Origin of the sequence: Bradyrhizobium sp. WSM1253, assembly GCF_000244935.1 — a bacterium.
Lineage (GTDB): Bacteria > Pseudomonadota > Alphaproteobacteria > Rhizobiales > Xanthobacteraceae > Bradyrhizobium > Bradyrhizobium canariense.
Genome location: NZ_JH600073.1, coordinates 8,149,381 through 8,175,662, shown reverse-complemented (window position 1 = coordinate 8,175,662; position 26,282 = coordinate 8,149,381). Strand labels below are relative to the sequence as shown.

Here is a 26,282-nt window from a genome sequence, read left to right as displayed (position 1 = left end):
GCTCACTCCGCTGCGGTCAGCATCTGCCCGGAGGCAAGCCGCGAACACTCCGCCATCACGGCGGACGCACGCGCGATTGGGTTGGTCAAATAGAAGTCCTCGACAAGCGGCTTGAACGGAGCCTTCTCCGTTGTGCCGCCCTTCCCCGCGAGCTTCTTGATCTGATCGGCCGAGCCGGCCTCGATCTGATCGAGACGGATCAGATGCGGCACGGCCTTGAAGATCGCCTGGCGCAGGGCCGAAAGCGAGTCATAGCCAAGCTTCTTGCCGAGCGCCTCCGACAGCGCGCGGACAATCGCCCAGTCCTCGCGAGCCTCGCCCGGCGGGAATGCGGCCCGTCCGGTCATCTGCACGCGGCCTTCGGTGTTGACGTAGATCGCCGACTTCTCGGTATAGGCGGCTGCCGGCAGGATCACGTCGGCGCGATGGGCGCCGCGGTCGCCGTGGGTGCCGATATAGACGACGAAGGTGCCGTCCGACGGCTTGATCTCGTCGGCGCCGAGCAGGAACAGCAGATCGAGCGTCCCGAACGTCGTCATCTGCGCCGCGTTTAGCCCGCCCTGACCGGCGACAAAGCCGATGTCGAGCGCACCGACGCGCGAGGCACTCTCATGCAGCACGCCAAAGCCGATCCAGCCGTCCTTGAGCGCGCCGACGTCGAGCGCGAGCTTGGCCGCGGCTGCGAGAATGGCGGCGCCGTCGTGGCGCGAGGCGGCGCCGGCACCAACCAGGATGATCGGGTTCTTGGCGTTCTTCAGCACGTCCATGAAGGAGTGCTTGCCGGCCGCGAGTTCACCGAGCGTGTCGGTGCCTGCGCCGAGATGGTCATAATCGTAGGTCAGGTCGGTCTTGGCGCCGATCACGCCGACCTTGAAGCCGCCGGCGCGCCAGCGCTTGCGGATGCGGGCGTTGAACACGGCCGCCTCTTTCCGCGGATTGGCGCCGATGATGAGCAGCGCATCGGCCTGCTCGACGCCGGCGAGCGTCGGATTGAAAATGTAGGAGCCGCGGCCGAGCGCGGGATCGAAGGCATCGCCACCCTGCACCGCCAGATTGGCCGAGCCGTATTTGGCCAGCAAATCCTTCAGCGCGAACATCTCTTCGACGCCGGCGAGGTCGCCCGCGATCGCGCCGATCCGCTTGCCGTCGGTGCGGGCCGCCTTCGCGGCGATCGCGGCAAAGGCCTCAGGCCAGCTCGCCGCGCGCAGCTTGCCGGCTTCGCGGATATAGGGCCGGTCGAGGCGCTGCGTGCGCAGGCCGTCGACGACGTGGCGGGTCTTGTCGGAGATCCACTCCTCGTTCACGGCCTCGTTGATGCGCGGCAGGATACGCATCACTTCGCGGCCGCGGGTGTCGACGCGGATCGCAGAGCCCACGCCGTCCATCACGTCGATCGATTGGGTCTTGCCGAGCTCCCACGGACGCGCGGCGAAAGCATAGGGCTTCGAGGTCAGCGCACCGACCGGGCAGATGTCGACGAGATTGCCCTGGAGCTCAGACGTCAGCGCGTGCTCGAGATAGGTCGTGATCTCCATGTCCTCGCCGCGGCCGGTCGCGCCCATTTCGGGGGCGCCGGCCACTTCCGCCGAGAAGCGGACGCAGCGGGTGCACTGGATGCAGCGGTTCATCGAGGTCTTGACCAGCGCGCCGAGATATTTGTCCTCGACGGCGCGCTTGTTCTCGGCGAAGCGGCTGGTGTCGACACCATAGCCCATCGCCTGGTCCTGGAGGTCGCACTCGCCGCCCTGGTCGCAGATCGGGCAATCCAGCGGATGGTTGATGAGAAGGAATTCCATCACGCCTTCGCGCGCCTTCTTCACCATCGGCGAACGGGTGGAGATTTCCGGCGGCTCGCCCTTGGGACCCGGACGGCAATCGCGCACGCCCCAGGCGCAGCTCGCGACCGGCTTCGGACCGCCCTTCACCTCGACGAGGCACATCCGGCAATTGCCGGCGATCGACAGCCGCTCGTGATAGCAGAAGCGCGGAATCTCGGCGCCGGCCGCCTCGCACGCCTGAAGCAGCGTGTATTCGGCGGGGACATCGATCTCTTTACCGTCGATGATGAGCTTGGTCATTGTCTCTACTCCGCCGCGACCATGTTCACGGGATCGCGGACGCCGGCATCGTCGATGTCGGCCTTGTGCGAATATTGGTCGATGCGCGCTTCGATCTCATGACGGAAATGCGCGATCAGGCCCTGGATCGGCCATGCCGCGGCGTCGCCGAGCGCGCAGATGGTGTGGCCTTCGACCTGCTTGGTGACTTCCAGCAGCATGTCGATCTCGCGCTTGTGGGCGCGGCCTTCGGCCATGCGGGTCAAGACGCGCCACATCCAGCCGGTGCCCTCGCGGCACGGCGTGCACTGGCCGCAGCTCTCGTGCTTGTAGAAATAGGAGATGCGGGCGATGGCGCGGATCAAATCGGTCGACTTGTCCATCACGATCACGGCCGCGGTGCCGAGGCCGGAGCGCAGCTTGCTCAAGGAGTCGAAATCCATCGGCGTGTCGATGATCTGCTCGGCCGGCACCATGCGCACCGACGAGCCGCCCGGGATCACGGCCTTGAGATTGTCCCAGCCGCCGCGAATGCCGCCGCAATGCTTCTCGATCAGCTCACGGAACGGAATGCCCATGGCCTCTTCGACGTTGCAGGGCCGCTCGACATGGCCGGAGATGCAGAACAGCTTGGTGCCGACATTGTTGGGACGGCCGATGCCGGCGAACCATGCCGCGCCACGGCGAAGAATGTCCGGCGCAACGGCGATCGACTCGACATTGTTGACGGTGGTCGGGCAGCCATACAAGCCGACATTGGCCGGGAACGGCGGCTTCAGCCGCGGCTGGCCCTTCTTGCCTTCGAGACTCTCGAGCAGCGCAGTTTCCTCGCCGCAGATGTAGGCGCCGGCGCCGTGGGCGACATAGATGTCGAACGGCCAGCCGTTGATATTGTCCTTGCCGACCAGCTTGGCCTCATAGGCCTGGTCGATCGCCGCCTGGAGATGCTCGCGCTCGCGGATGAACTCGCCGCGGACATAGATGTAGCAGGCATGCGCATTCATCGCACAGCTCGCGATCAGGCAGCCCTCGATCAAGAGATGCGGATCGTGCCGCATGATCTCGCGATCCTTGCAGGTCCCGGGCTCGGATTCGTCGGCGTTGACGACGAGATAGCTCGGCCGGCCGTCGGTCGATTCCTTCGGCATGAACGACCATTTCAGGCCGGTCGGGAAGCCGGCGCCACCGCGGCCGCGCAACCCCGACGCCTTCATCTCGTTGATGATCCAGTCACGGCCCTTGTCGATGATGTTCTTCGTTCCATCCCAGGCGCCGCGGCGCCGAGCGCCCTCGAGCCCCCAATCGTGGAGGCCGTAGAGGTTCTTGAAGATGCGGTCCTTGTCCTCGAGCATGTCAGTGCTTTCCGATCAACGGTTGGCTTGCTTGTAGGCAAGCCCGGCGGCGCAGACGGCAAAGGTCAGCGCCCAGAGCAGGCTGGATTCCAGCGACGCGCTCAGGGCGAAGCGCTGAAGCAGGAAAATGAATGTGGCCGCCACGGCGGAATGCATTGCGACGAAGCCCCACTTCTTCACAACACTGCTCCCTTCAACTCGCGGCGCCGAGAGATCACGCATCAGGTGATTTCCTTCAGCGTGGTCGGCCCACCGGTCGGCGCCGAGAACTGGCGGCCGTTCTGCGGACCGGGCTTGGGCGGATTGCCCGAAGCAAAACCGTCAAGCACCTTGCCGAAGCTTTCCTTGGTCAGATCCTCATAGGTGTCCTTGCCGATCAGCACCATCGGCGCATTCACGCAGGCACCGAGGCACTCCACCTCTTCCCAGCTGAAATTGCCGTCCTTGGAGAGATGGAAGGGCTCGTGATGGATGCGGTGCTCGCAGACGTGGATCAGATCCTCGGCGCCGCGCAGGCGGCACGGCGTGGTGCCGCAGACCTGGACGTGGGCCTTCTTGCCGACCGGGGCGAGCTGGAACATCGTGTAGAAGGTCGCGACCTCGAGCACGCGGATATAGGGCATGTCGAGCAGGTCGGCGACAGCGCGGATCGCGGCCTCCGAGACCCAGCCTTCGTGCTGTTCCTGAACGCGCCAGAGGATGGCGATGACGGCCGAAGCCTGGCGCCCGGCCGGATATTTCGCGATCTGCTGCTTGGCGAACGCGAGGTTCTCCTCCGTGAACGCAAAGCTCGCGGGCTGGACTTCCTTCGGTGCTAATCGGCGAACGGACATCTCTTCAATCTCTCATTGCATGCGGCGCGCGGTTTTCGCATTCAGGGCATTGATCCTGTCCTGCCAGAATGCGCTTGCGGTGCCGAAAACATTGTAGCCGACGTGGGTCGAGACCTTGATGCGGTCGAGGATCGACAGCTCGGTCACCGTTTCCATACGCCTTGTGCTGGGATCGTAGACGATCAGCTTCAGCGGGGTGTGTTCGAGGATGTAGCGCGAGACCGCATGCGAGCGGTCGCTGCCGTGCTCCTCGCACATGACGACGCTGTCGGCCTGGAGCAGCCGGGCGCCGCCCTTGATCGCCTCGATCTCGACGCCCTCGACGTCGAGCTTGATCAGGTACTTGCCGGTGCTAGCGACCTTGCCGTCGTCGATCAGATTGTCGAGCGCGATGACCGGCACGTCCTCGCCGACCGCCGACGCATCGCCGGCAATGCTGAAGGCCTCGTGCTTGGTGCCTGACAGACGCGCGGTGCCACGGGCCGCGCCGATCGCGCATTTCATGGTCTCGAAGCGGCTGCCGTTGATGCGGGCGTTGTTGGCGAGCTTCGGATAGTTCTGCCCGGACGGCTCGATCGCGATCGCCTTGTGCGAACCGAACGGCTTGCTCGACACCAGCACCGACCAATAGCCGTAATTCGCGCCGCAATCGAGCAGCGTGTAGTCGACGTCGATGGAATCGGCGAACAACAGCTCCAGCTCGTCCTCATAATTGTAGGAGCGGTTCAGCAGCTTGCTCCAATAGCCGTCGCCGTAGGGAAATTCGAACACGGCGTCGGGGTTGAGCTTGATCGCGATGTTGCGCTCGGGCAGCGTCTTCCGCAGCAGATTGGCGCAGGCGATGTAGCCCATATGCGAGAAGTGCGACGAGATCTTCGATCCCGTCACCAGCGCCAAGGCAGCCGTCCGCTCCCACAGGTTGGCCCCTTCAAGGGCCCCCGAGGCGCGGTCAAACTGGATCGGCGCCTGCGCCATCACCGATCGACCTCTCCGAACACGATGTCGAGCGAGCCGAGGATCGCCGAGACGTCGGCGAGCAGATGACCGCGGCAGATGTGGTCCATGGCCTGCAGATGCGCAAAGCCCGGCGCGCGGATCTTGCACTTGTAGGGCTTGTTGGTGCCGTCCGAGATCAGGAAGACGCCGAACTCGCCCTTCGGCGCCTCGACCGCGGCGTAGACCTCGCCGGCCGGCACGTGGACGCCTTCGGTGTAGAGCTTGAAGTGATGGATCAGCGCTTCCATCGAGCGCTTCATCTCGCCACGGCGCGGCGGCGCGACCTTGTTGTCCTCGACGACGACGGGGCCCTTCCCGTCGGCTGCGTTCAGCTTCTGGATGCACTGCTTCATGATGCGCACGGACTGGCGCATCTCTTCCATGCGGATCAGATAGCGGTCGTAGCAGTCGCCGTTCTTGCCGATCGGGATGTCGAAATCCATCTCGGCGTAGCATTCATAGGGCTGCGACTTGCGCAGATCCCAGGCCGCGCCCGAACCGCGCACCATCACGCCGGAGAAGCCCCACTCCCAGGCTTCCTTCAGCGAGACGACGCCGATGTCGACGTTGCGCTGCTTGAAGATGCGGTTGGCGGTGAGCAGCCGGTCGAGATCTTCGACCACTTTCAGGAACGGATCACACCAGGCGTCGATGTCGTCGACCAGCTTCTGCGGCAGGTCCTGATGCACGCCGCCGACGCGGAAATAGGCTGCGTGCATGCGGCTGCCGGAGGCGCGCTCGTAGAACACCATCAGCTTTTCGCGCTCTTCGAAGCCCCACAGCGGCGGGGTCAGCGCGCCGACGTCCATCGCCTGCGTGGTGACGTTGAGCAAATGCGACAGGATGCGGCCGATCTCGCAATAGAGCACGCGGATCAGCTGCGCGCGGCGCGGCACCTCGATGCCGAGCAGCTTTTCCGCAGCCATGCAGAAGGCGTGCTCCTGGTTCATCGGCGCGACGTAGTCGAGACGGTCGAAATAAGGGATCGCCTGCAGATAGGTCTTCTGCTCGATCAGCTTTTCGGTGCCGCGGTGAAGCAGGCCGATATGCGGGTCGACGCGGGCGACGACCTCACCATCCAATTCAAGCACAAGACGAAGAACACCGTGCGCAGCTGGATGCTGCGGTCCGAAGTTGATCGTAAAGTTGCGAAGCTGTTCGGGTTGCTCGTTCATGATCAGACCTTCGGCCCCGCTTTTTCATCGCCCGGAAGGACCGGATAGTCGGCGCCCTCCCACGGGGACAAAAAGTCGAACTTGCGGAATTCCTGGTTGAGCCTGACCGGCTCGTACACCACCCGCTTCTCCTGGTCGTCATAGCGGACCTCGAGGAAGCCGGTGGTCGGGAAATCCTTGCGCAGCGGATGACCCTCGAAGCCGTAATCGGTCAGGAGGCGGCGCATGTCGGGATGACCGACGAAGATCACGCCGTAGAGGTCGTAGGCCTCGCGCTCGAACCAGTCGGCGCCGGGAAACACCTCGATCAGCGACGGCACCTGCGTGGTCTCGTCGGCCTGGGCCTTGAGCCGGACCCGCGCGTTCAGGGTCGGTGACAGGAAGTGATAGATCACGTCGAAGCGCTTCTCGCGCGAGGGATAGTCCGCCGCCGTGATGTCGGTGAAATTGATGAAGCGGCAGTTCGGGTCGTCGCGGAGGTACTTGACCACCTCGACGATCTTGCTGACCTCGACATCGACCGTGAGCTGGTTGAAGGCCACCGAATGACCGATGGCGGCGCCCGGAAGCGCGCTAACGATCGTCTGCCCCAGGGCGTCGAGCTTGGCGTCGTCCATGACGTAAAACCTTAGCGTTCGATGGTGCCGGTGCGGCGGATCTTCTTCTGCAGCAGCAGCACGCCGTAGAGCAGCGCTTCCGCCGTGGGCGGGCAGCCCGGCACGTAGATGTCGATCGGCACGATACGATCGCAACCGCGCACGACCGAGTAGGAATAGTGATAGTAGCCGCCGCCGTTGGCGCAGGAGCCCATCGAGATGACGTAACGCGGCTCGGGCATCTGGTCGTAGACCTTGCGCAGCGCCGGCGCCATCTTGTTGGTCAGGGTCCCCGCGACGATCATCACGTCCGACTGACGCGGCGAGGCGCGCGGCGCGAAGCCGAAGCGCTCGACGTCGTAGCGCGGCATCGACACCTGCATCATCTCGACCGCGCAGCAGGCGAGACCGAAGGTCATCCACATCAGCGAGCCGGTACGCGCCCAGGTGATGAGGTCGTCGGTCGCGGCCACGAAGAAGCCCTTGTCGGACAGTTCCGAATTGACCTCGAGGAAGAACGGATCATTGGCCCCGACCGGCTTGCCGGTCGACGGGTCAAGGATGCCCTTGGGGGCCGGCGCGAGAACCGGACCGGCGGACGACACAGGGTTCAATCCCATTCCAGTGCGCCTTTCTTCCATTCATAGGCGAACCCGACCGTCAGCACGCCAAGGAACACCACCATGGACCAGAAGCCGGTCGCGCCAAGCTTGCCGAACGCCACAGCCCAGGGAAACAGGAACGCCACCTCGAGGTCGAAGATGATGAAGAGGATGGCGACGAGATAGAAGCGGACGTCGAACTTCATGCGGGCGTCGTCGAAGGCGTTGAAACCGCACTCATACGCCGACAGCTTTTCCGGGTCAGGCTGCTGGAACGCCACGATGAACGGCGCGATCAGCAGCACCAGGCCAATGAGGCCCGCTACCCCTATGAAGACGACGAGTGGAAGATAGTTCTGCAGAATGCCGCTCATTGACGAGCCCTTTTTCCCGCAGCCTCGGGACAGCCACGGATTCGTCCAGTTTGGAATTGTTCTGAGCCTTAGCGCAGTGCACCAATGGGCGCAAGACACGCTCTTTTTAGGCCCTTTGTCGCCCTCAGAACGGTGGAAATCCCGGAATCACCCCGCGGCTGGTATGGAGCAGATCGACCGCCCCAGCAAGGGCGCCCCGATCAGTCCACACGCGCTGGGCCGTGACGTCCGTGATTGGGAAGGCTCACTCTATCTAGGCCGCGACGCTGCAAAGTCCAGATTACAACGAGGCCAAGCGCGCCCATTATCGGGCGAGCGACCCGGGAGCCATGCATCACGATCGGACCCGGGCTCGTCTGGCGAATGCGTCGGGCAGGAGGCGCCCGCTTCGCCGCAGCGAAAAATGGGTGGCGAGCGCGGCGGCAACGTGGCTGGGTCGTCGCGCGCCGCGCTCGCATGAGCTTCGGGCCGGGGGGCATGGCCCGCGAGCTCATCGATCTCGTGGTGGAAGCCGGGTGACGAGCCGGTCAGGCTCTCACGATCGCCTTTCGCCTTTCCCCACCATTTGGCCTGTCCTCACCATTTGTAGGAAACGCTGGCGGTGACGCGCCGGCGGTCGCCGTAGAAGCAGGAGGACGCCGCCGCGCAGCTGGCGACGTAGATCTTGTCGGTCAAATTGACCACGTTCAGCGCGGTGCGCCAGTTCTGCCATTCATGGTGGAGCGCGAGATCGCCCAGCACGACCGCGGGAACCTCAAGGGTATTGGCCGCATCCGCCCACGACGAACCGATATAGCGGATGCCGCCGCCGAAGCCGAAGCCCGCCAGCGGCCCGTCCTTGAAGGTGTAGTCCGCCCAGCCGGACACCAGAAGCTCAGGCGTGTTGGTCGGGGTCTTGCCGACCAACGCCGGGTCCAGATCCCTGCTGTTGAACAAATGGTAGGCCGTGAACGAGCCGATCAGCTTCAGCTCGCGCGTGGCGTTCGCCACCGCTTCGAGCTCGATGCCGCGCGAGGTCACCTCCCCGGTCTGGTTCTGCAAGGTCGTGACGACAGGGTCGGTCGTTGCCACATGCTGACGTTTCAAGTCGAACACCGAAGCGGTGAAGTAGCCGTCAAATCCCCGCGGCGCGACCTTGACGCCGATTTCCGCCTGCTGGCCGGTCTCCGGCAGGAACAGCTGGTTTTGCGCGTTGAGGCCGATAATTGGATTGTAGCTTGTGGCGTACGACACATAGGGCGCGATGCCGTTGTCGAAATTGTAGATCAGCCCGGCGCGCCCGCTGAACCTGCTGTCGTCGCGGCTGGCGAGCGTGGCGCCGGTATCACGGCCAGCCTGCGTCGTCTCGACCCAATCGTTGCGGCCGCTCAGCACCAGCGTGAAGTTGCCGAGCTTCATCTGGTCCTGAAGATAGGTACCGGCCTGCTTCTGCGTGATCTGGAAGTTGCGGAACGGCGCGCCCGTCAACGGAATGTCAAATCCATAGGCGGGATTGAAGACGTTAATCGAAGGAACGGTGCCGAAGTTGAATGCCTGATAGTCGTCGATCTGGTAGCCCTTCAAATCGACCCCGAACAGCATGGTGTGACGCAGCGCGCCGGTGTTGAAGCGGTACTCCAGCTGGTTGTCGAGATTGGCTTGGTTCGCGGTGTTCTTCGCATACCAATTATAGCGACCAAGACTAGCCGTGTTGATGTCAGCCCAATTGTTGCCGACGTAGCCGCGATAGGTCACGTCGACATGGGCAAACCGCGCATTCTGCCGGAACGTCAAATCGTCGGTGAGATTGCGCTCGAACTGATAGCCCAGCATCTCCTGCTCGCGCGTGAACTTGTCGACGCTGGGATCGCCGGCGAAAAAGCTGGTCGGGATCTTGCCGAACCGAGCGTTGGTCACCGTGCCCTCATAGGGCAGGAAGTTGATGCCACGGGTTTCCTGCCGGGAAGCTGAAGCCAGCACCGTGAACGTCGTGTCGGCGTCCGGCTTCCAGGTCACCGAGGGCGCGATGAAGTAGTTGTTATCCGGCGTGAAATTGACCTGCGTGGGGCCGTTCTGGACCTGGCCGACGACGCGGTAGAACAGCTTGCCGTTCTCAGGGCTCGTCGCGACCGGACCGCCGACATCGAAGCCGACATAGGCATTGCCGAAATTGTTGACGCCGGTCTCGATGAAACGGACGGGCTCCGCGGGCGGCATCTTGCTGATGACGTTGACGATGCCGCTCGGGCTCGATCCGCCATAGAGCACGGCCGACGGACCGCGCAGCACCTCGACGCGCTCCATGTTGGGCGTCTGAAGCTTCCAGCTCGCATAGGACGTGTAGAACAGCTGCATGCCGTCGAGGAACAGTCCGACATCGTCGGACTTGAAGCCGCGGATCAGCCACCAGTCGTTGCGCGTGTCCGCGCCGAAGGTCCCGGCGCGGACGCCGGCGGTATAGCGCAGGACCTCGTCGAGCTTGTTCGCCTTCTGGTCGCGGATCTGCTCCGCGCCAATCACCGACACCGCCTGCGGCGTCTCCATGATCGGCGTGTTGGTCTTGGTGCCGGACGAGCTGCGGCCGGCGACGTAGCCGTGCACCGGCCCGCGTGGCGTCTCGACGAAACCGACATTGCGCGGCGGCGGCCTGCTCCGGCTGGCGGTCTGCTCGGATGATCGCGGCGCGCGGCGCTGGACGGAGGGCGCCGCCCGGCGGCGCGCTTCCGGCGCGGTGACGGTCACCGACGGAATGTTCTGCGCGCCACTCTGCGCAGGAGATTGTGCAAGCGATGCCTGCGGCAGCAAAACCCAGGCGGATGCGGTCGCCAATACGGCCGACCGCAGCATTCCAAGACTGTTCACGCGCAACCCCAAAACTGCGTGTTTTGATTGCACATGCTGTCGGCCAATGACGGCATGCGCTTGCGGTGACGCTTAGGGGAGCGCGCGCGAATTCCCTAATTGAAAGCCTCTTAGAAGGAGTCTTAGAAAGAGTCTTGGAAAGGGTCTTGGAAGCGATCCAACATGTTCCGGGATCGCCGAAACGTCAGCGCGAAATCTTCTCGCTCTCGAGCATCTCGGCGGCGATCGCCGTCAGCTGATCGACCTGCTGCAGCAAGGTCGCGAACTCGGCTTCGCTCAGATGTTCGCGCAAACGCCGATTGCGCTCCTGCGCACCGGCGACGATCGCATCATGTGCCGCAAGGCCCGTTGCGGTCAGCGAGACCAGCACCTCGCGGCTGTCTTTCGGGTTGGCCGATTTCGCGATCAGCTTGCGCGACACGAGTTCCGCAAGCGCGCGGCTGATCTGCCCCTTGTCCTGGCCGACGGCTTCCGCAAGCCGCGCCACGCTCATCGGCGGCCGCCGGCCGAGCGAGGCGACCAGGCCGAACTCGACCGATGACAATCCGGCGAGGCGCTTGTAGCGCAGGATGGCACCGCGCTTGAGCAGATTGGCCAGCACCATCAGCCGCGACGATAGCATGACGGTGATCGGCGCCGGCGACTGACTTTCGTCCGCATCGGACGATGTGCGCCCGGCCCTGCTTGATGTCTGGCTCATGGTCCACCTCTGCCAAGAAAGCCGCGGCGTGCCAAGTCTTGGTAGCGCGACCTCCCCAGCCTGATCCGAATGCGACTAAGAGGCATTTAAAAATCGTTGACATTGTCATCTATCTAATCTTCACTTGGCACAAGGCATCAAAAATGGCCCGGCCGGTACGGCCAACTGCGGGAGGACCGGTATGAGCATCACCCAGCGGGATCGCGATCTCGGCACGGCCTATGCGATGAAGCCGGCGCACACCCGCACCGAGCTCACCTCGGTCGTGCGCGGCACGCCGATGGGCGAACTGCTCCGCCGCTACTGGCATCCGGTTGGCCTCATCAGTGACGCCACCGACACGCCGAAGAAAGTCCGCACGCTCGGCGAGGATCTGGTGCTGTTCCGCGACAAGCACGGCCGCGCCGGTTTGCTGCACGCTCGCTGCTGCCACCGCGGCACCACGCTCTATTATGGCAAGGTCGAGGAGGACGGCATCCGCTGCTGCTATCACGGCTGGAAGTTCGACACCGAGGGTCATTGCCTGGAGCAGCCCTGCGAGCCGGACGGCGGCCAGTTCAAGGACAAGGTGCGCCAGCCCTGGTATCCGGTCGAGGAACGCTACGGACTGATCTTCGCCTATATGGGCCCGGCCGAGAAACGTCCGGTGCTACCGGCCTATGAATGCCTGGAGACCATGGACGACGGCGAGTTCGTCGAGGCCGACGATTCCTCGATCGGCGGCGGCGGTCCCGCGATCATCCCCTGCAACTGGCTCCAGCATTTCGAGAATGTGGTCGATCCCTACCACGTGCCGGTGCTGCACGGCTCGTTCTCGGGTCCGCAATTCACCAACATGATGGCGTCGATGCCGGAGGTGACGTTCGACAAAACGCCGCGCGGCATCGCCGTACGCTCGATCCGCAAGCAGGATGACGGCCGTGTGTTTTACCGCGTCACCGAGGCGGCGCTCCCCACCTTGCGCGTCGTGCCGAACCCTCGCGTGGCGCAGTTCGCCCGCGTCGAGTCGCTTGGCTGGACGCTGCCGATCGATGACACCTCGTTCCGCATCTACGTCGCCGGTCGCGTCAAGAGCGCCGGCGACATCGGCCGCATGCGTTCGAAGTTCAACGGCAAATTCTGGTGGGACATGACCGAGGAAGAGCACCAGCAATTTCCGGGCGATTACGAAGCCCAGGTCGGCCAGGGACCGCAGACCATCCATTCCGAGGAGCATTTCGGCCAGAGCGACCGCGGCATCCTCATGATCCGGCGCATGCTGAGCGAGCAGCTCGAAGCGATGGAAGCAGGCCGCAATCCGATCGGAATCTCATTCGATGTGAACGCGCCTCCGGTCGAATTCGAAGCGGGGAATTACATCCGCGAAGGCTGACATGCCAGCTCCAATCAGGGCTGGACCGACAACGAGAACAACGACAAATTGGGGGAAGCGATGGTCGATGTGACGTCACAGATGTCGGTGCAAACGGCCGCCGCGGCAAAACCCTCGGCACGGCGCTATTACGTGCTCGGCCTGCTCACGATCATCTACGCGCTGAACTTCCTCGACCGCACGATCTTCAACGTCCTGATCGAGCCCATCAAGAAGGAATTCCAGCTCAGCGACACCATGATGGGCCTGCTCGCGGGCTTCGGCTTCGCCCTGTTCTATTCCCTGCTCGGCATTCCCATCGCGCGCGTCGCCGACCGGCTCAACCGGCGCAACATCGTCGCCGCTGCGTTCGCGTTCTGGAGTGCGATGACGGCGTTGTGCGGCGCCGCTTCGAGCGTCACTTCGCTGGCGCTGGCGAGGATCGGCGTCGGCATCGGCGAATCCGCGGGCTCTCCCGCCTCGCAATCGATCGTCGCTGATCTCTTTGCCAAGAATGAGCGTCCGCGCGCGCTCGGCATCTACGCCGTCGGCACCTATCTCGGCGTCTTCCTCGGCTATTTCGTGGGCGGGTACGTCAACCAGCACTATGGCTGGCGGATGGCATTCTACGTCGCGGGCCTGCCCGGTATCCTGCTCGCTATTGTCCTGTGGCTGACGATCTCCGAGCCGAAGCGCGGCGCCATGCAGGAGACTTTCGTGCCTGAGCCGCTCGGGCCGACCCTGCGCTTCCTGGCCTCGCAGCAGAGCTTCATCATCGTGCTGATCGGCTTCTGTCTCACCACTTACACGAACTATGCGACCGCGGCGTGGATACCGCCGTTCCTCGCGCGCGTGCACCATCTGTCGAGCGCCGAGATCGGCACCTATGCCGGCACCTTCAAGGGGCTCGCCGGCATGGCGGGCACCCTGCTCGGCGGCTTCGTGGTGGCGCAGATCAGCCGCCGCGACGATCGCTGGAAGCTGTGGGCGCCCGCCATCACCTCGGGCCTTGCCGGCCCGGTGTTCGCGCTGTGCATGCTGACGCAGGACTTTGCGATGATGGTGGCCACGCTGGCGCTGACCTCGTTCCTGGTCGGCTTCCATCTCGGACCGATCTTCGCGATCGCGCAGACGGTGGCCAAGCCGAGCATGCGGGCGCTGGCCTCCGCCCTGATCGCGCTCACCGCCACCTGCTTCGGCCAGGGCGTCGGGCCGCTCGCGGTAGGCGTGGTCAACGATGCCCTGAAGGGCGCTTACGGCGCCGAGGCCGTGCGCTATTCCCTGCTTTCGGCGGCGGTCACGACCACGCTGGGGGCGCTCCTGTTCGTCTGGGCGGCGCGCTCGATCCGGGACGATATCGGCCGGGCGGCCGTCTGAGGCCGGTGCAGACCGCAAGCCCGGCGAAACCAACCGGGCGTATTCATGAAACCATTTTGCGGAACCCGCGAAACCATCCGGAAACAGACGGTCCTTACAAGAAGAGCCATAGACGGCGGCAAAGCCCGTCGGGAGGCTCAGATGAACCACTCAATTCACTCTGCTGATCGTGCGACCCACCTGAAGATCGTGGTGGTGGCGCTGGTGGCCGGCATCACGGTGGCCGCCTTCGGAATCGCAGCCCGCACCAATGCCGATTACAGCCAGACCGCCCAGTCCGCCCACGTGATCAAGGCCGGCAAGCCGGTCGTGGTCACCAGCGCCGGGACGTCGGAGATCCGCTGAGGACCAAAAAGGTCCGGTTTGATACCGAACGGCCGCCTTCGGGCGGCCTTTTTGATTCAGGCGATGGGGGTGATGCTCCGATATGGATCGGGTCAATAGCTGCCGCAGCAGTGCTTGAATTTCTCGCCTGAACCGCAGGGACAGGGATCATTGCGGCCGACACCGCTCTGCCCATAACGCAGCCGGTTGAGGGCCTTCCTGTTCTGCTCCAGGATCATCTTGCGGCGCGTCTCCTGCACGCCGATCACGGCAGCATTGTCGCCGGCGTCCCAGAACGCCTGCGGCTTCAGATGGGCGAGCTTGCCGCTGACATAGACCGGGTAGAACCAGCCGAGCGTTCCGTCGCGCAGGCGCTGCAGCGTCGTCAAATCGTAGAGGAAGAAACCTGCGTCCAGCAGCATCGCGTTGATGTCCTGGAAGTCGTCAACGTCAGTCTCGCAGACGACCACGCTGCAATTCTCGAGCACGTACCGCGCGCCCTTCAGTGCGGCCTGTTCCGCGCCCTGCACATCGAGCTTGAGCAGGAACGGCGGCTTGAGCGACAGCTCCTCGACCAGCGCATCAAGCGTCGTCGCCGGCACTTTCACCTTGCTGGTGGAGAGGTCGTTGACCCGCGACCAGTAGACGTCGCCGGCGGGGCGCAGCGATGACCAGTAGGGATGCACGGATTCCGTGATCTCGATCTCGCCCTCGTGGTCGGTGATGGCGCAAATGCGATAGTGCCCGCCAAGCACCTCCTTGATCGCCTTGAGGGAGTCCTCGTAGATCCTGTTAGCATCGACGTTCAGTGGCACCGCACCGCCGAGGCACGACTGATGGTTGAGCACGAAGTGCCCATCGGCGCAGCCCAGATCGATGACGGTCCCGTAGCGCACGCCCTTCGCGAACAAATTCTGCAACGTCGCGCTGAAATCGGCTGCCTGCATCAAATCGATCCGAACAATCCCGGATTGAGCGGTACCATGCGATCGACGGCGCGATCAATCCGGCGCCTGACGGCCGTCGCGCGGGCGAGGAATTTTTGCGGAGGTCGAAGACCAAAAAGCGTGCAGGCGTCGGGTCGCGCGTGACCCGGGATCGAAGCGAGATCAGGATTTGAAGATAAGGGTATGAAAGGATTGCCAAAAATGGCGCGAGAGACGGGGCTCGAACCCGCGACCTCCGGCGTGACAGGCCGGCGCTCTAACCAACTGAGCTACTCCCGCGTGACACGCAAATGTCTGCGGAACGAGGGGGGACTTAAAGGCCGGACCTGTTGAAGTCAAGGATGTTGCATCCACAGCCGGAACGATCGGTTTTCCGCTGAGAGCGCGCACGAACGTGACCCTCGCCCGCGGGCCTGACGTGTCAGTCCAGCCCCGAATCGTCTACCCCTCCGGGAACTTGCGGGGTTTGGGGGCCGTCATCCCGACCACCGGCAGGAATCGAGGAGGCCAGACATGGCTAAGAAAGACTCGGCCAAGAAGGATTCGGCGAAGAAGGCAGCCGCTCCCGCCACCATCACGCTCAAGCACCTCGCCGCCGACATTGCGGAGAGCCAGGACCTGTCGAAGAAGCGCGCCGAGGCCGTTCTGACCGACATGGTCGACCTCATCACCAAGCATCTGAAGAAGGGCGACCGCGTCCGGATCGTCGGGCTTGGAATCCTGCAGGTGCGCAAGCGCGCCGCCCGCACCGGCCGTAATCCTGCCACGGGCGAGCCCATCCACATCAAGGCAAGCAAGAAGGTCGCCTTCCGCCCGGTCAAGGAGCTGAAAGAGGCGATCTGACCACTCACGTTTCGTTAAGCCTGATCGGCGTGCTCCGGCCGCAACGCGGCCCAGTTTTCTGGTATACCGCCTCTCTCACCTCACTCGGCGGTTTGACCAGAAATGTCCTCCCTCACCTTTTCGCACACCGTGACCGAGCGCTTCCTGCGCTACGTCACCATCGACACCCAGTCCGATCCGGAATCCCCGAGCTCGCCCTCGACGGAGAAACAGAAGGATCTCGGCCGTGTGCTCGCCGCCGAGCTCAGGGAAATGGGCGTCGAGGACGCTCATCTCGACGATTACGGCTACGTCTATGCAACGATCCCGGCGAACACGGCCAAGAAGGTGCCGGTGATCTGCTTCTGCTCGCACATGGACACCTCGCCCGACGTCACCGGCAAGGACGTCAAGCCGCAGATGGTGAAGAACTATCGCGGCGGCGATATCACCCTCCCAGGCGACACCAGCCAGGTGATCCGCTTCGCCGAGCATCCGGCGCTGAAGAACCAGATCGGCAACGACATCATCACCACCGACGGCACCACGCTGCTCGGCGCCGACAACAAGGCCGGCGTCGCCGAGATCATGGATGCCGCGCATTTCTTCATCAACAACCCGCAAGTGAAGCACGGCACCATCAAGATCCTGTTCACGCCTGACGAGGAGATCGGCCGCGGCGTCGACAATGTCGACATCAAGAAGCTGGGCGCCGAGTTCGGCTACACCATGGACGGCGAGAGTGCGGGCAGCGTCGAGGACGAGACCTTCTCGGCGGACGGTGCCACCATCACCATCAACGGCGTCAGTGCCCACCCCGGCTACGCCAAGGGCAAGATGGAGCATGCCATCAAGATCGCCGCCGCCATCGTCGAGCGCCTGCCCCGGGAAGGCTGCTCGCCCGAGACGACATCAGGCAAGCAGGGCTTTCTGCATCCGATCGGCATCGAGGGTGCGCTGGAGCAGGCGACGCTCTCCTTCATCGTGCGCGACTTCACCGAGGAAGGGCTGAAGGAGAAGGAGATCCTGCTCGAGAACATCGTCAAGGACGTGATGAAGGATTTTCCGCGCTCGACCTACACATTCGAAGTGCGGGAGCAGTACCGCAATATGAAGCAGGTGATCGATCGCCACCCGCACATTCTCGAATACGCCATCGAAGCGATCCGCCGCGCCGGCCTGCGCCCGATGCGCACCGCGATCCGCGGCGGCACCGACGGCTCCCGCCTGTCCTTCATGGGCCTGCCCTGCCCCAACATCTTCGCCGGCGAGCACGCATTCCACTCGCGGCTCGAATGGGTCAGCCGGCAGGACATGGAGAAGGCGGTTCAGACGATCGTCCACCTCGCCATGATCTGGGAGGAGAAGGCCTAGCGCCTCTCGTCGCGCCTCTGGTCAAAGCACACCATGGCCGGGATCGCTCCCGGCCATGTTCTGAACGTTACGGCACCGGCATCGCGCGCGGATTGCGATGGAAGCGGTTCGAGCTTGCCATCCAGTTCGGCAGCGGTTCGCCGTCGCGATGGCGACCGCCGGCAACCGCCGCAGCCCAGGCCACCGCCGCGCCGATCAGGGTTGCTGCCGCAACGGAGAAGGCGACGATGATGGAGTTACGCCGCGCCCGATTGATCGCCGTTCTTGAATCCGCGATCACGGCGTCGACCCGTCGTTCCGAGTCGGGTGCCGCGAGTCCCGTCAGCGCGGCCACCTGCTGCACGAGGTAGGCCCGATCATCGGTGCTGACGCCGCTGTGGCTCGATGACGTCATCAGGATGCGTCCTGCTTCGGCACGAGGTTCCCTGAGGTCGGTGTTGGGGGGCCGCCGCGCTACGCGAAACAGCTTATCCAGCTCGTAACTCAACAAGGGCTCGGCGGCGGAGGTATTGCTGGCCGAACTGCGCATCGGCGAGCGGTCAATCGCTGCTGCGCCGAGCATCGCGAGCAGAGCGGCACCAAGCAGCACGGCAAGCGCCCAGGACATCAGCCCATGCACGCCATCCCGTCGTTCGCCATCGTCTTCGATCGTCGCAATCGCCGGCGCTGGTCGCGCTGTACGGCCGGCGACATAGCCGCCAAAGCCGAAGCTGATAATCGCCTGGATGATCAAATAGAAGCCGGACAGCAGCGCAAGCGCCGCCGAAGCATCGCGCCATGTCGGCGAGGCTGAACTGACGCCTAGCCCGACTGCGACTCCAAAGCCGACCAGGATGAACGACATAGCGCCGGCAGCCAAAGCGCCTGCGATGACCGAGCTCCACTGGATGGTGCGCCGGTCATCGGCAGCGACGCCGCCGCCTTCCATGATGTCTTCCCGTATGAGAGTTTCCATCGTCATCACCGCCCTCTCAACGCAGGCCGAAGAACGACAGGATCGCCATGATCACGACGATCAAGCCGATGAGATAAATCAATCCGTCCATGGTCCGTCCTCCTCAATGTCTCCTCGTCGCTAATCACAACGAATAAGGAACGTTCCAAATTGGACCGAGCCTGCGGGAACGAACCGGCGCGATGCGGATTATCTGTCCAAGTCCCAAGGATGAAGTTTGTGAGCACGAAAGCCCCAGCCGGTCGGTCCCGGCTGGGGCTTTGTTTTTGGGCGGCGGTTCCTGTCCTATGTTAACGACGCCGGCTCTCCGATCATCAAGGATGCGATTGGGGCGGAACCTCTGGATTGGGAGAGCCGCGTGGATCGCAGAACCGCGTGCCTTCATCAGGCAGATGCATTCCGGGAAAAGGCAATCGCCGATCCCGAGCACCACGACCAGTGGATCGACGAAGCCATCAAATGGCTGGAACGGGCCATGGAAGCGGGCTGTCACGCCGTCGTCACCGTCGAAGACGGCGACACCAGCGATGTGCCGGAAGCAGCACGCGGAGCGGCAGCCGATGCTCAGCTCAGCCTGATCACGCGCCAATGATGAAGAGCTGCCGTCTTCGCGACCGCTGCGGCAATTGTTCCAGGGACGTAACAATGTTGCGGGTCGACACTGTTCCCGCCCCCATGCTAGGCCGGACGCAGACCGCAACCAGAGTGAAATCGTGCTCGCGAACCGCCAGCCCTCAGGATCATGCCGGCCGCGCAACTGGCGCGGGCTGCTGTCTGTGCTGATCGCGGTTGTCTACCTGCTCGCGGGAGCGCTGCATGGCCTGCATGACATCGACGTCACCACGCCCGGTGGCGGCTCGGAGATCAGCGCGGTCCTTGACGGCTCCGCAGATCACAACGACCACAAGGCCATCGGCGGACATCATTGCCATGGCTGCTTCTCGGTGACGGTGGCGCAGCCGGCGCCACCGGCCGCATCGATCGGGCTCGTGTCCGTATCGCGCCCACAACGCGCACCCCGGCTCGCCGGAATTGTTCCCGACACCGACTCCCCGCCTCCCAAACATATGGCCTGAACGGATTGGTCGGGCGCCGCGCGCGCCCATTCGGTCATCCTTCACAGGTCGGTTTCATGTTTTGCAGGGGAATGGCCGCGCGCCTGGCGTGCGCGGCAGCGTGTCTGATTGCCGGATTGGCGCTTGCGCCGTCTCACGCCCAGACTCTGACGATGCGGAGCGCGCTCTCGCGCGCGCTGGCCACGAGCCCGCGGCTGACTGCGGCGGAGCGCGATGTCGGCATCGCCACGGGCCAGCGCATCCAGGCAGGTGCGCTTCTCAATCCGGAGCTGACCTACGAACAGGACAATTCGTTCGGGTCCGGCATCTATCGCGGCACGCGATCGGCCGAGACCACGCTTCAGATCAGCCAGGCCTTCGAGCTGTTCGGCAAACGCGACGCGCGGATTGCGGCGGGTGTCGCCGGCATCGAGGTGGCCGCGATCCAGCGCAAGGCCGTCAGGCTGGAGGTGCTGTCGGAGACCGCGATTGCCTTCCTTAGCGTACTCGGCGCGCAGCGGCGCATCCAGATCCTCGACGAGCAGATCACCGCCATCGATCGGCTGACGCCGCTCTTGCGCCGCCGCGTCGAGGCCGGCGCCTCCTCGCCGGCCGAGACCGGCCGTGCGGAAGTGGCATCCGCCCTGGTGAGGGCCGACCGCGAGCGCTTCAAGGCGACGCTGGCCAGCGCCCGGCGCGAGCTGGCGGTACTGATGGGCGACGCGGCACCGAAATTCGGCGAGGTCTCCGGACGGCTCGACACGATGGGACGGCCGCCGACATTCCAGTCCGTCGTCGCCGCGATCGATGCCAATCCGCAGTTGGTGCGCTGGACCGCGATCTATGCCCAGCGCAATGCCGAGCTGTTGCTGGCGCGGCTGCGGCCCTATCCCGACGTGCGGATCGCCGCCGGCTGGCGCCATTTCAACGAGACCAATGACGACGCGGCGCGCCTCACCGTCTCGGTGCCGATCCCCGTGTTCGACCAGAACCAGGGCAATATCCTCTCGGCGCAGGAAAGCCTCGCCAAGACCAAGGCCGAGCGCGAGGCCAACCGCAACACGCTGATCGTGGTCGCCGGCCGCGCCTACGACTCGCTCCAGGGCTCGCTGCGCGAGCTTGCGGTGCTGCGCGAGAGCGCCATTCCCAAGGCCACCGAAGCGTCTGACGCCATTGCTCAAGGCTACGGCCAGGGCCGTTTCAGTCTGCTCGAAGTGCTCGACGCCCAGGCCAGCGTCACCCAGGCGCGGCTGCGCGAGCAGGAGGCGCTGCAGAATTTCCACGCGGGGGTGGCGACCATCGAAGGCCTCGTCGGCAACCCCTTCACGCTGGCGCGGGAGAGCGCACGATGAAGACGTCCTCCACCATCCTCGTCGCATTCGTTGCCGCCGCGCTTGGCACCGCACTTGGCGCTTACGGCTATTCCCTGCTCGGCCCGGCCAGGGTCGAGCATGCCGAACACGCCGCAGACAAGAAGCCGGAGAAGCCGAACGACCATGTCGAGCAGGACGAGCACGGCGCCGACCGGATCCGCATCTCCGACGTCAAGCTCGCAGCCGCCGGCGTGACGTTGGCGGAAGCCGCGAGCGTCACGCTGACCGACACGCTCGCCTTCAACGGCATCCTGCGCGCCAACCAGGAAGCCGTGGTGCAGGTGACGCCGCGCTTTCCCGGCGTCGCCAAATCGATCCAGAAGCGCATCGGCGATAGGGTCGGCAAAGACGATCTGCTCGCCGCAATCGAGAGCAACCAGAGCCTCACCGTCTACGAGCTCAAGGCGCCGCTTGCCGGCACCATCATCGAGCGGCAGATCTCGCTCGGCGAATATGCCTCCGAGCAGAAGCCGGCCTTCGTCGTCGCCGATCTCTCGACCATCCGGGTCGACCTGTCGATCTACCGGCAGGACCTGCGGCGCGTCCGCCTCAACGACGAGGTGCTGATCGATCCCGACGACGGCCGCGGCGAGATCAAGGGCACCGTCTCCTACATGGCCCCGATCGGCTCGAGCGACACCCAGACCGCGCTGGCGCGCGTGGTGCTGCCAAATCCCGACGGGCGCTTGCGTCCCGGCCTGTTCGTCACGGCACGGCTGATCCTCGCCGCGCGCGACGTCGCGGTCGCCGTGCGCAAAAGCGCGATCCAGACGCTGGAGAACAGGACCATCGTTTTCGTCCGCGAGGACGGCGACAAGATCGAGGCGCGCCCGGTGGAGCTTGGCGATTCCGATTCCCGCCATGTCGAGATCAGGGCCGGACTATCGGCCGGCGAGCATTACGTCGCGGAAAACAGCTTCGTCGTGAAGGCGGAGATGGGCAAGGGCGAGGCCGAGCATGATTGAGCGTCTCATCGCGGTCTCGCTGCAGCAGCGCTGGTTGGTCCTGCTGCTCGCGCTCGGCGCCGTCGCCCTCGGAGTGTGGAATTTCCAGCGCCTGCCGATCGACGCCGTGCCTGATATCACCAACGTCCAGGTCCAGATCAACACCCGCGCCCCCGGCTATTCGCCGCTGGAGACCGAGCAACGCATCACCTTCCCGGTCGAGACCGCCATGGGCGGGCTGCCGAAACTCGACTACACCCGCTCGCTCTCGCGCTACGGCCTGAGCCAGGTGACGGTCGTCTTCAAGGACGGCACCGACATCTATTTTGCCCGCCAGCTCGTCGGCGAACGGATCCAGCAGGTGAAGGACCAGCTTCCGGCCGGCGTCGAGGTCGCGATGGGACCGGTCTCGACCGGGCTCGGCGAGATCTTCATGTACACCGTCGAGGCCAAGGCTGGCGCGAAGACGCAAGGCGGTCACGACTATTCGCTGACCGATTTGCGCACGGTGCAGGACTGGATCATCAAGCCGCAGCTTCGCAACGTGCCGGGGGTGATCGAGGTCAACACCATCGGCGGCTTCGAGCGGCAATTCCACGTGCTCCCCGATCCCGGCAAGCTGATGGCCTACCGGCTTGGCTTCCACGACGTCATGACGGCGCTCGCCGCAAATAATGCCAACGTCGGCGCCGGTTATATCGAGCGCAACGGCGAGCAATATCTGGTTCGCTCGCCGGGCCAGGTCGGCAATGTCGGCGAACTCAGGGACATCGTCATCGGCTCGCGCGGCGGCAATCCCGTCAGGATCAGGGACATCGCGACCGTCACCGAAGGCCGCGATTTGCGCACGGGGGCCGCAACGCGCGATGGCGAGGAAACCGTGCTCGGCACCGCCATGCTGTTGATCGGCGAAAACAGCCGCACCGTGGCGCGCCGTGTCGCGGCCCGGCTCGAGGAGATCGCCAAATCGCTGCCCGACGGCGTCGTGACGCGGACCGTCTACGACCGCACTGATCTGGTCGAAGCCACCATCCGCACCGTCGAGAACAATTTGGTGGAAGGCGCGGCCCTGGTCGTGGCCGTGCTGTTCCTGATCCTCGGCAACATCCGCGCAGCGCTGGTAGTGGCCTGCGTCATTCCGCTGTCCATGGCCATGACGGTCACCGGCATGGTCGAGACCAGGGTCAGTGCGAACCTGATGAGCCTCGGCGCGATCGATTTCGGCATCATCGTCGACGGCGCCGTGATCATTGTCGAGAACTGCCTGCGCATGCTGGCCGAGGCCCAGCGCGAGAAAGGCGGCCTGCTCACGACCTCCGAACGGCTGCGTGCGATCCGGCGCGGTTCGAGCGAGGTGATCAAGCCGAGCCTGTTCGGAACGCTGATCATCGCGGTGGTCTACCTGCCGGTGCTGACGCTGACCGGCGTCGAAGGCAAGATGTTCACCCCGATGGCGCTGACGGTGCTGATGGCGCTGGGCGCCGCGGTGCTGTTCTCCATCACCTTCGTGCCGGCCGCGGTCGCCATCTTCGTCACCGGCAAGGTGTCGGAACACGAAAACCTGTTCATGCGGCTGGCGAAGCGCGCCTATCTCCCCCTGCTCCGGCTGGCGATCGACCATCGCCTCAGCGTCGCAATCATGGCCGCCATCATCGTGGTCGCAAGCTGCGTTGCCGCCGCGCGCATGGGCGGTGAGTTCATTCCGAGTCTGGATGAAGGCGACGTCGCGCTCGCCTCGATCCGGATTCCCGGCACCAGCCTGACCCAGTCGCTGGACCTGCAAAAGGCGCTGGAAAAACGCATCACGCAGATTCCGGAGGTGAAGGAATTCTTCACCCGCATCGGCACCGCGGAGATCGCAACCGACCCGATGTCGCCGGCACAGACCGACGGCTACGTCATGCTGAAGCCGCGCGCCGAATGGCCCGACCCGGGCAGGCCCAAGTCCGACGTGATCGAGGCCATCGACCGTGCCGCCGACGACATCCCCGGCAGCGCCTATGAAATCTCCCAGCCGATCCAGTTCCGTGTCAACGAGCTGATCTCCGGCGTGCGCAGCGACGTCGGCGTCAAGATCTTCGGCGACGACCTCGACATCCTGCAAGGCGCGGCAAAACAGGTGGAGGCCGCGATCCGCCGTATTCGCGGCGCCAGCGACGTCAAGATCGAGCAGGTCTCGGGCCTGCCGATCCTCACCGTCCGCCTCGACCGCCAGGCGCTCGCCCGGTACGGGCTCAGCATCAGCGAGGTGCAGGGCATTGTCGAGATCGCCGTGGGCGGCAAGTCGGCCGGCAAGCTGTTCGAGGGCGACCGCCGCTTCGACATCGTCGTGCGCCTGCCGGAACATCTGCGCGGCAATCTCGAGGCCATCAAGGCGATCCCGATCCCGCTGCCGCCGGGTGAGGAAGCGGCAATCGGTGCGCCAATCCGGACGGCATTGCCCGCCCCTCCTCTTGCTCAGATGCGCTATGTGCCGCTGTCGTCGGTTGCCGCCGTCGATGCGACGCCCGGCCCGAACCAGATCAGCCGCGAGAACGGCAAGCGGCGCATCGTCGTCACCGCCAATGTCCGCGCGCGCGATCTCGGCTCCTTCGTCACCGAGGCGGAGGCAGCCGTCGCGGAGAAGGTCAAACTGCCACCAGGCTACTGGATCGGCTGGGGCGGACAGTTCGAGCAACTGGTCTCCGCCACCAAGCGGCTGACGCTCGTGGTGCCGGTGGCGCTGCTGCTGGTGTTCCTGTTGCTGTTCATGGGCATGGGATCGGCGGCGGATGCGGCGCTCGTGTTCTCCGGCGTGCCGCTGGCGCTGACTGGCGGCGTTGCCGCGCTGCTGCTGCGCGGCATCCCCTTATCCATCAGCGCCGGCGTCGGCTTCATCGCGCTGTCGGGCGTGGCCGTGCTCAACGGCCTCGTCATCATCGCCTTCATCGAGCGGCTGCGCAGCCAGGGCCACCCCGTTGCCGATGCCGTGCGGGAGGGCGCGCTGACACGCCTGCGTCCGGTGCTGATGACGGCGCTGGTGGCGTCCCTCGGCTTCGTGCCGATGGCCCTTGCGACCGGCGCCGGTGCCGAGGTGCAGCGGCCGCTCGCGACCGTGGTGATTGGCGGCATCATCTCCTCGACCGTGCTGACGCTGCTGGTGCTGCCGGCGCTCTATGTGCTGTTCCGCGGTGACGGGGGCGCCGAAAGGCCTACAATGGCGCCTGATTTGGCAGCTTCCGGGGAGCGCTAGAGGTGGGCAACCACGACCATCACGGTCATCATCACCATGACGACAGTGCCGATCATGGTCACGATCATGGCGCTGGCCATGCGCACGTCCACGCACCCGCCAGTTTCGGCAAGGCGTTCGCGATCGGCATTTCGCTCAACACCGCGCTGGTCGTGGCCGAGGCCGTGTACGGCTACATCGGCAACTCTACGGCCCTGCTCGCCGACGCCGGCCATAATCTTAGCGACGTGCTCGGCCTGGTCGTGGCCTGGTGCGCGTCGATCGCGGCGCGGCGCGCGCCCAGCGGCCGCTTCACCTATGGCCTGCGCGCCTCCACCATCCTGGCGGCGCTGGCGAACGCGGTGTTCCTGCTGGTCGCAACCGGCGCGATCGGCTGGGAAGCGTTTTTGCGCCTGCGCGAACCGGAGCCGGTCGCCGGGATCACCGTGATGGTGGTCGCCGGCATCGGCATCGTCGTCAACGGTTTCACGGCCATGCTGTTCGCGCGCGGACGCAAGGACGACATCAATATCGAAGGCGCCTATCTGCACATGGCGGCCGATGCCGCGGTCTCGCTCGGCGTCGTCATTTCGGCGGCGCTGATCATCTGGACCGGCTGGCTCTGGCTCGATCCCGTCACCAGCCTCGTCATCTGCGTCACGATCCTCTGGAGCACCACCAGCCTGCTCCGCGGCTCCATCGACATGTCGATGGCGGCTGCGCCCAAGGGCACCGACATTGCCGCGATCAAGATCCTTCTGCTGGGGAGGCCCGGTGTAACTGCGATCCACGATCTCCACATCTGGCCGATCTCGACCACCGAGACAGCGCTGACCTGCCACCTCGTCATGCCCACCGGCGCCGCCGGCGATGCATTCCTGATGGAGACCGCGCAGATGCTGAAGAGCTCCCACCGCATCGGCCACACCACCCTTCAGGTCGAGACTCATCCCGACAATGGCTGCGCGCTGGCGCCGGATGATGTGGTGTGAGGAGCTGCGCGGCTGCGTCCCCGTCGTCATT

General features: G+C 64.6%; 24 protein-coding genes and 1 tRNA gene. 11 read left to right on the top strand and 14 right to left on the bottom strand.

Annotated features, from left to right (window positions below; translation table 11 throughout):
- Positions 1-2: 2 nt before the first annotated feature.
- The 11 genes from nuoG to BRA1253DRAFT_RS39620 form a co-directional block, all read right to left on the bottom strand.
- Positions 3-2,078: an NADH-quinone oxidoreductase subunit NuoG gene (gene nuoG / locus BRA1253DRAFT_RS39665; protein ID WP_007603554.1), complete on the bottom strand. Its 2,076-nt coding sequence runs from the start codon at positions 2,076-2,078 to the stop codon at positions 3-5.
- A gap of 5 nt (positions 2,079-2,083) precedes the next feature.
- Positions 2,084-3,409 (bottom strand): NADH-quinone oxidoreductase subunit NuoF, encoded by a 1,326-nt coding sequence (nuoF, locus tag BRA1253DRAFT_RS39660; protein ID WP_007603553.1) that lies wholly within the window; start codon positions 3,407-3,409, stop codon positions 2,084-2,086.
- 15 nt (positions 3,410-3,424) lie between these two features.
- Complete coding sequence (locus BRA1253DRAFT_RS40670; RefSeq protein WP_007603552.1) at positions 3,425-3,631, bottom strand: hypothetical protein; 207 nt, start codon at positions 3,629-3,631, stop codon at positions 3,425-3,427.
- The gene (nuoE, locus tag BRA1253DRAFT_RS39655; RefSeq protein WP_007603551.1) at positions 3,631-4,242 is read right to left on the bottom strand and encodes an NADH-quinone oxidoreductase subunit NuoE; all 612 of its coding nucleotides are present in this window, start codon (positions 4,240-4,242) and stop codon (positions 3,631-3,633) included. Before nuoE ends, BRA1253DRAFT_RS40670 begins: the two co-directional genes overlap by 1 nt.
- Positions 4,243-4,254: 12 nt before the next feature.
- Positions 4,255-5,217: an FkbM family methyltransferase gene (locus BRA1253DRAFT_RS39650; RefSeq protein WP_007603550.1), complete on the bottom strand. Its 963-nt coding sequence runs from the start codon at positions 5,215-5,217 to the stop codon at positions 4,255-4,257.
- Positions 5,217-6,413 (bottom strand): NADH-quinone oxidoreductase subunit D, encoded by a 1,197-nt coding sequence (locus tag BRA1253DRAFT_RS39645; RefSeq protein WP_007603549.1) that lies wholly within the window; start codon positions 6,411-6,413, stop codon positions 5,217-5,219. The genes BRA1253DRAFT_RS39650 and BRA1253DRAFT_RS39645 overlap by 1 nt, the downstream gene beginning before the upstream one ends.
- 2 nt (positions 6,414-6,415) lie before the next feature.
- Positions 6,416-7,030 (bottom strand): NADH-quinone oxidoreductase subunit C, encoded by a 615-nt coding sequence (locus tag BRA1253DRAFT_RS39640; protein ID WP_007603539.1) that lies wholly within the window; start codon positions 7,028-7,030, stop codon positions 6,416-6,418.
- 11 nt (positions 7,031-7,041) lie between these two features.
- On the bottom strand, positions 7,042-7,629 hold the full coding sequence (locus tag BRA1253DRAFT_RS39635) for an NADH-quinone oxidoreductase subunit B family protein (protein WP_007603537.1): 588 nt from the start codon (positions 7,627-7,629) through the stop codon (positions 7,042-7,044).
- Positions 7,620-7,985, bottom strand: coding sequence for an NADH-quinone oxidoreductase subunit A (locus BRA1253DRAFT_RS39630; protein WP_007603535.1), 366 nt, complete (start codon positions 7,983-7,985; stop codon positions 7,620-7,622). The genes BRA1253DRAFT_RS39635 and BRA1253DRAFT_RS39630 overlap by 10 nt, the downstream gene beginning before the upstream one ends.
- A 576-nt stretch (positions 7,986-8,561) precedes the next feature.
- Complete coding sequence (locus tag BRA1253DRAFT_RS39625) at positions 8,562-10,811, bottom strand: TonB-dependent siderophore receptor (protein ID WP_007603533.1); 2,250 nt, start codon at positions 10,809-10,811, stop codon at positions 8,562-8,564.
- A 199-nt stretch (positions 10,812-11,010) separates the two neighbouring features.
- The gene (locus BRA1253DRAFT_RS39620; protein ID WP_007603531.1) at positions 11,011-11,526 is read right to left on the bottom strand and encodes a MarR family winged helix-turn-helix transcriptional regulator; all 516 of its coding nucleotides are present in this window, start codon (positions 11,524-11,526) and stop codon (positions 11,011-11,013) included.
- Between the two features lie 181 nt (positions 11,527-11,707).
- On the opposite strand from BRA1253DRAFT_RS39620, the gene BRA1253DRAFT_RS39615 reads away from it, so the two are divergent.
- The 3 genes from BRA1253DRAFT_RS39615 to BRA1253DRAFT_RS39605 all read left to right on the top strand — a co-directional run bounded on the left by BRA1253DRAFT_RS39615 (position 11,708) and on the right by BRA1253DRAFT_RS39605 (position 14,599).
- The gene (locus BRA1253DRAFT_RS39615) at positions 11,708-12,898 is read left to right on the top strand and encodes an aromatic ring-hydroxylating dioxygenase subunit alpha (protein ID WP_007603530.1); all 1,191 of its coding nucleotides are present in this window, start codon (positions 11,708-11,710) and stop codon (positions 12,896-12,898) included.
- 60 nt (positions 12,899-12,958) lie between these two features.
- Positions 12,959-14,254 (top strand): MFS transporter, encoded by a 1,296-nt coding sequence (locus tag BRA1253DRAFT_RS39610; protein WP_007603529.1) that lies wholly within the window; start codon positions 12,959-12,961, stop codon positions 14,252-14,254.
- 141 nt (positions 14,255-14,395) lie between these two features.
- The gene (locus BRA1253DRAFT_RS39605) at positions 14,396-14,599 is read left to right on the top strand and encodes a hypothetical protein (protein ID WP_007603528.1); all 204 of its coding nucleotides are present in this window, start codon (positions 14,396-14,398) and stop codon (positions 14,597-14,599) included.
- Positions 14,600-14,691: 92 nt separating this feature from the next.
- On the opposite strand, the gene BRA1253DRAFT_RS39600 is transcribed toward BRA1253DRAFT_RS39605, so the two are convergent.
- Both BRA1253DRAFT_RS39600 and BRA1253DRAFT_RS39595 read right to left on the bottom strand, forming a co-directional pair.
- Positions 14,692-15,525, bottom strand: coding sequence for an FkbM family methyltransferase (locus BRA1253DRAFT_RS39600; protein ID WP_007603527.1), 834 nt, complete (start codon positions 15,523-15,525; stop codon positions 14,692-14,694).
- Positions 15,526-15,727: 202 nt separating this feature from the next.
- Positions 15,728-15,804 (bottom strand) — tRNA-Asp (locus BRA1253DRAFT_RS39595).
- 234 nt (positions 15,805-16,038) lie between these two features.
- Here BRA1253DRAFT_RS39595 and BRA1253DRAFT_RS39590 point away from each other — a divergent pair.
- Together BRA1253DRAFT_RS39590 and pepT are read left to right on the top strand one after the other, a co-directional pair.
- Entirely contained in the window at positions 16,039-16,368 is a 330-nt protein-coding gene (locus tag BRA1253DRAFT_RS39590) for an HU family DNA-binding protein (protein ID WP_007603525.1), read from the top strand.
- A 102-nt stretch (positions 16,369-16,470) separates the two neighbouring features.
- Entirely contained in the window at positions 16,471-17,721 is a 1,251-nt protein-coding gene (gene pepT / locus BRA1253DRAFT_RS39585; protein WP_007603524.1) for a peptidase T, read from the top strand.
- A 67-nt stretch (positions 17,722-17,788) separates the two neighbouring features.
- On the opposite strand, the gene BRA1253DRAFT_RS39580 is transcribed toward pepT, so the two are convergent.
- On the bottom strand, positions 17,789-18,682 hold the full coding sequence (locus tag BRA1253DRAFT_RS39580) for a hypothetical protein (RefSeq protein ID WP_007603523.1): 894 nt from the start codon (positions 18,680-18,682) through the stop codon (positions 17,789-17,791).
- 352 nt (positions 18,683-19,034) lie between these two features.
- Between BRA1253DRAFT_RS39580 and BRA1253DRAFT_RS39575 the strand changes: the two genes are divergently transcribed.
- The 6 genes from BRA1253DRAFT_RS39575 (at position 19,035) to BRA1253DRAFT_RS39550 (ending at position 26,251) form a co-directional block, all read left to right on the top strand.
- Positions 19,035-19,268, top strand: a complete 234-nt coding sequence (locus BRA1253DRAFT_RS39575; protein ID WP_007603522.1) for a hypothetical protein — start codon at positions 19,035-19,037, stop codon at positions 19,266-19,268.
- Between the two features lie 121 nt (positions 19,269-19,389).
- Complete coding sequence (locus BRA1253DRAFT_RS39570) at positions 19,390-19,752, top strand: hypothetical protein (RefSeq protein WP_007603521.1); 363 nt, start codon at positions 19,390-19,392, stop codon at positions 19,750-19,752.
- A gap of 56 nt (positions 19,753-19,808) precedes the next feature.
- On the top strand, positions 19,809-21,083 hold the full coding sequence (ihpA, locus tag BRA1253DRAFT_RS39565; RefSeq protein ID WP_007603520.1) for a divalent metal ion exporter subunit IhpA: 1,275 nt from the start codon (positions 19,809-19,811) through the stop codon (positions 21,081-21,083).
- Complete coding sequence (gene ihpB / locus BRA1253DRAFT_RS39560) at positions 21,080-22,069, top strand: divalent metal ion exporter adaptor subunit IhpB (protein WP_007603518.1); 990 nt, start codon at positions 21,080-21,082, stop codon at positions 22,067-22,069. Before ihpA ends, ihpB begins: the two co-directional genes overlap by 4 nt.
- A complete protein-coding gene (locus BRA1253DRAFT_RS39555) occupies positions 22,062-25,280 on the top strand; it encodes an efflux RND transporter permease subunit (RefSeq protein WP_007603516.1) in 3,219 nt (1,072 codons plus the stop codon). The genes ihpB and BRA1253DRAFT_RS39555 overlap by 8 nt, the downstream gene beginning before the upstream one ends.
- Positions 25,281-25,282: 2 nt before the next feature.
- Positions 25,283-26,251: a cation diffusion facilitator family transporter gene (locus tag BRA1253DRAFT_RS39550; RefSeq protein ID WP_007603508.1), complete on the top strand. Its 969-nt coding sequence runs from the start codon at positions 25,283-25,285 to the stop codon at positions 26,249-26,251.
- Positions 26,252-26,282: the final 31 nt, after the last annotated feature.

What these genes read in the sequence shown, in the direction of transcription:
- ihpB (WP_007603518.1), top strand. Translation starts at nt 21,080, where the DNA reads ATGAAGACGTCCTCCACCATCCTCGTCGCATTCGTTGCCGCCGCGCTT.
- BRA1253DRAFT_RS39615 (WP_007603530.1), top strand. Translation starts at nt 11,708, where the DNA reads ATGAGCATCACCCAGCGGGATCGCGATCTCGGCACGGCCTATGCGATG.
- nuoF (WP_007603553.1), bottom strand. Translation starts at nt 3,409, where the DNA reads ATGCTCGAGGACAAGGACCGCATCTTCAAGAACCTCTACGGCCTCCAC.
- BRA1253DRAFT_RS39590 (WP_007603525.1), top strand. Translation starts at nt 16,039, where the DNA reads ATGGCTAAGAAAGACTCGGCCAAGAAGGATTCGGCGAAGAAGGCAGCC.
- BRA1253DRAFT_RS39625 (WP_007603533.1), bottom strand. Translation starts at nt 10,811, where the DNA reads ATGCTGCGGTCGGCCGTATTGGCGACCGCATCCGCCTGGGTTTTGCTG.
- BRA1253DRAFT_RS39640 (WP_007603539.1), bottom strand. Translation starts at nt 7,030, where the DNA reads ATGGACGACGCCAAGCTCGACGCCCTGGGGCAGACGATCGTTAGCGCG.
- nuoE (WP_007603551.1), bottom strand. Translation starts at nt 4,242, where the DNA reads ATGTCCGTTCGCCGATTAGCACCGAAGGAAGTCCAGCCCGCGAGCTTT.
- BRA1253DRAFT_RS39605 (WP_007603528.1), top strand. Translation starts at nt 14,396, where the DNA reads ATGAACCACTCAATTCACTCTGCTGATCGTGCGACCCACCTGAAGATC.
- BRA1253DRAFT_RS39635 (WP_007603537.1), bottom strand. Translation starts at nt 7,629, where the DNA reads ATGGGATTGAACCCTGTGTCGTCCGCCGGTCCGGTTCTCGCGCCGGCC.
- BRA1253DRAFT_RS39600 (WP_007603527.1), bottom strand. Translation starts at nt 15,525, where the DNA reads ATGCAGGCAGCCGATTTCAGCGCGACGTTGCAGAATTTGTTCGCGAAG.
- BRA1253DRAFT_RS39610 (WP_007603529.1), top strand. Translation starts at nt 12,959, where the DNA reads ATGGTCGATGTGACGTCACAGATGTCGGTGCAAACGGCCGCCGCGGCA.
- BRA1253DRAFT_RS39580 (WP_007603523.1), bottom strand. Translation starts at nt 18,682, where the DNA reads ATGACGATGGAAACTCTCATACGGGAAGACATCATGGAAGGCGGCGGC.
- BRA1253DRAFT_RS39650 (WP_007603550.1), bottom strand. Translation starts at nt 5,217, where the DNA reads ATGGCGCAGGCGCCGATCCAGTTTGACCGCGCCTCGGGGGCCCTTGAA.
- BRA1253DRAFT_RS39620 (WP_007603531.1), bottom strand. Translation starts at nt 11,526, where the DNA reads ATGAGCCAGACATCAAGCAGGGCCGGGCGCACATCGTCCGATGCGGAC.
- BRA1253DRAFT_RS39645 (WP_007603549.1), bottom strand. Translation starts at nt 6,413, where the DNA reads ATGAACGAGCAACCCGAACAGCTTCGCAACTTTACGATCAACTTCGGA.
- BRA1253DRAFT_RS40670 (WP_007603552.1), bottom strand. Translation starts at nt 3,631, where the DNA reads ATGCGTGATCTCTCGGCGCCGCGAGTTGAAGGGAGCAGTGTTGTGAAG.
- nuoG (WP_007603554.1), bottom strand. Translation starts at nt 2,078, where the DNA reads ATGACCAAGCTCATCATCGACGGTAAAGAGATCGATGTCCCCGCCGAA.
- ihpA (WP_007603520.1), top strand. Translation starts at nt 19,809, where the DNA reads ATGTTTTGCAGGGGAATGGCCGCGCGCCTGGCGTGCGCGGCAGCGTGT.
- BRA1253DRAFT_RS39555 (WP_007603516.1), top strand. Translation starts at nt 22,062, where the DNA reads ATGATTGAGCGTCTCATCGCGGTCTCGCTGCAGCAGCGCTGGTTGGTC.
- BRA1253DRAFT_RS39630 (WP_007603535.1), bottom strand. Translation starts at nt 7,985, where the DNA reads ATGAGCGGCATTCTGCAGAACTATCTTCCACTCGTCGTCTTCATAGGG.
- pepT (WP_007603524.1), top strand. Translation starts at nt 16,471, where the DNA reads ATGTCCTCCCTCACCTTTTCGCACACCGTGACCGAGCGCTTCCTGCGC.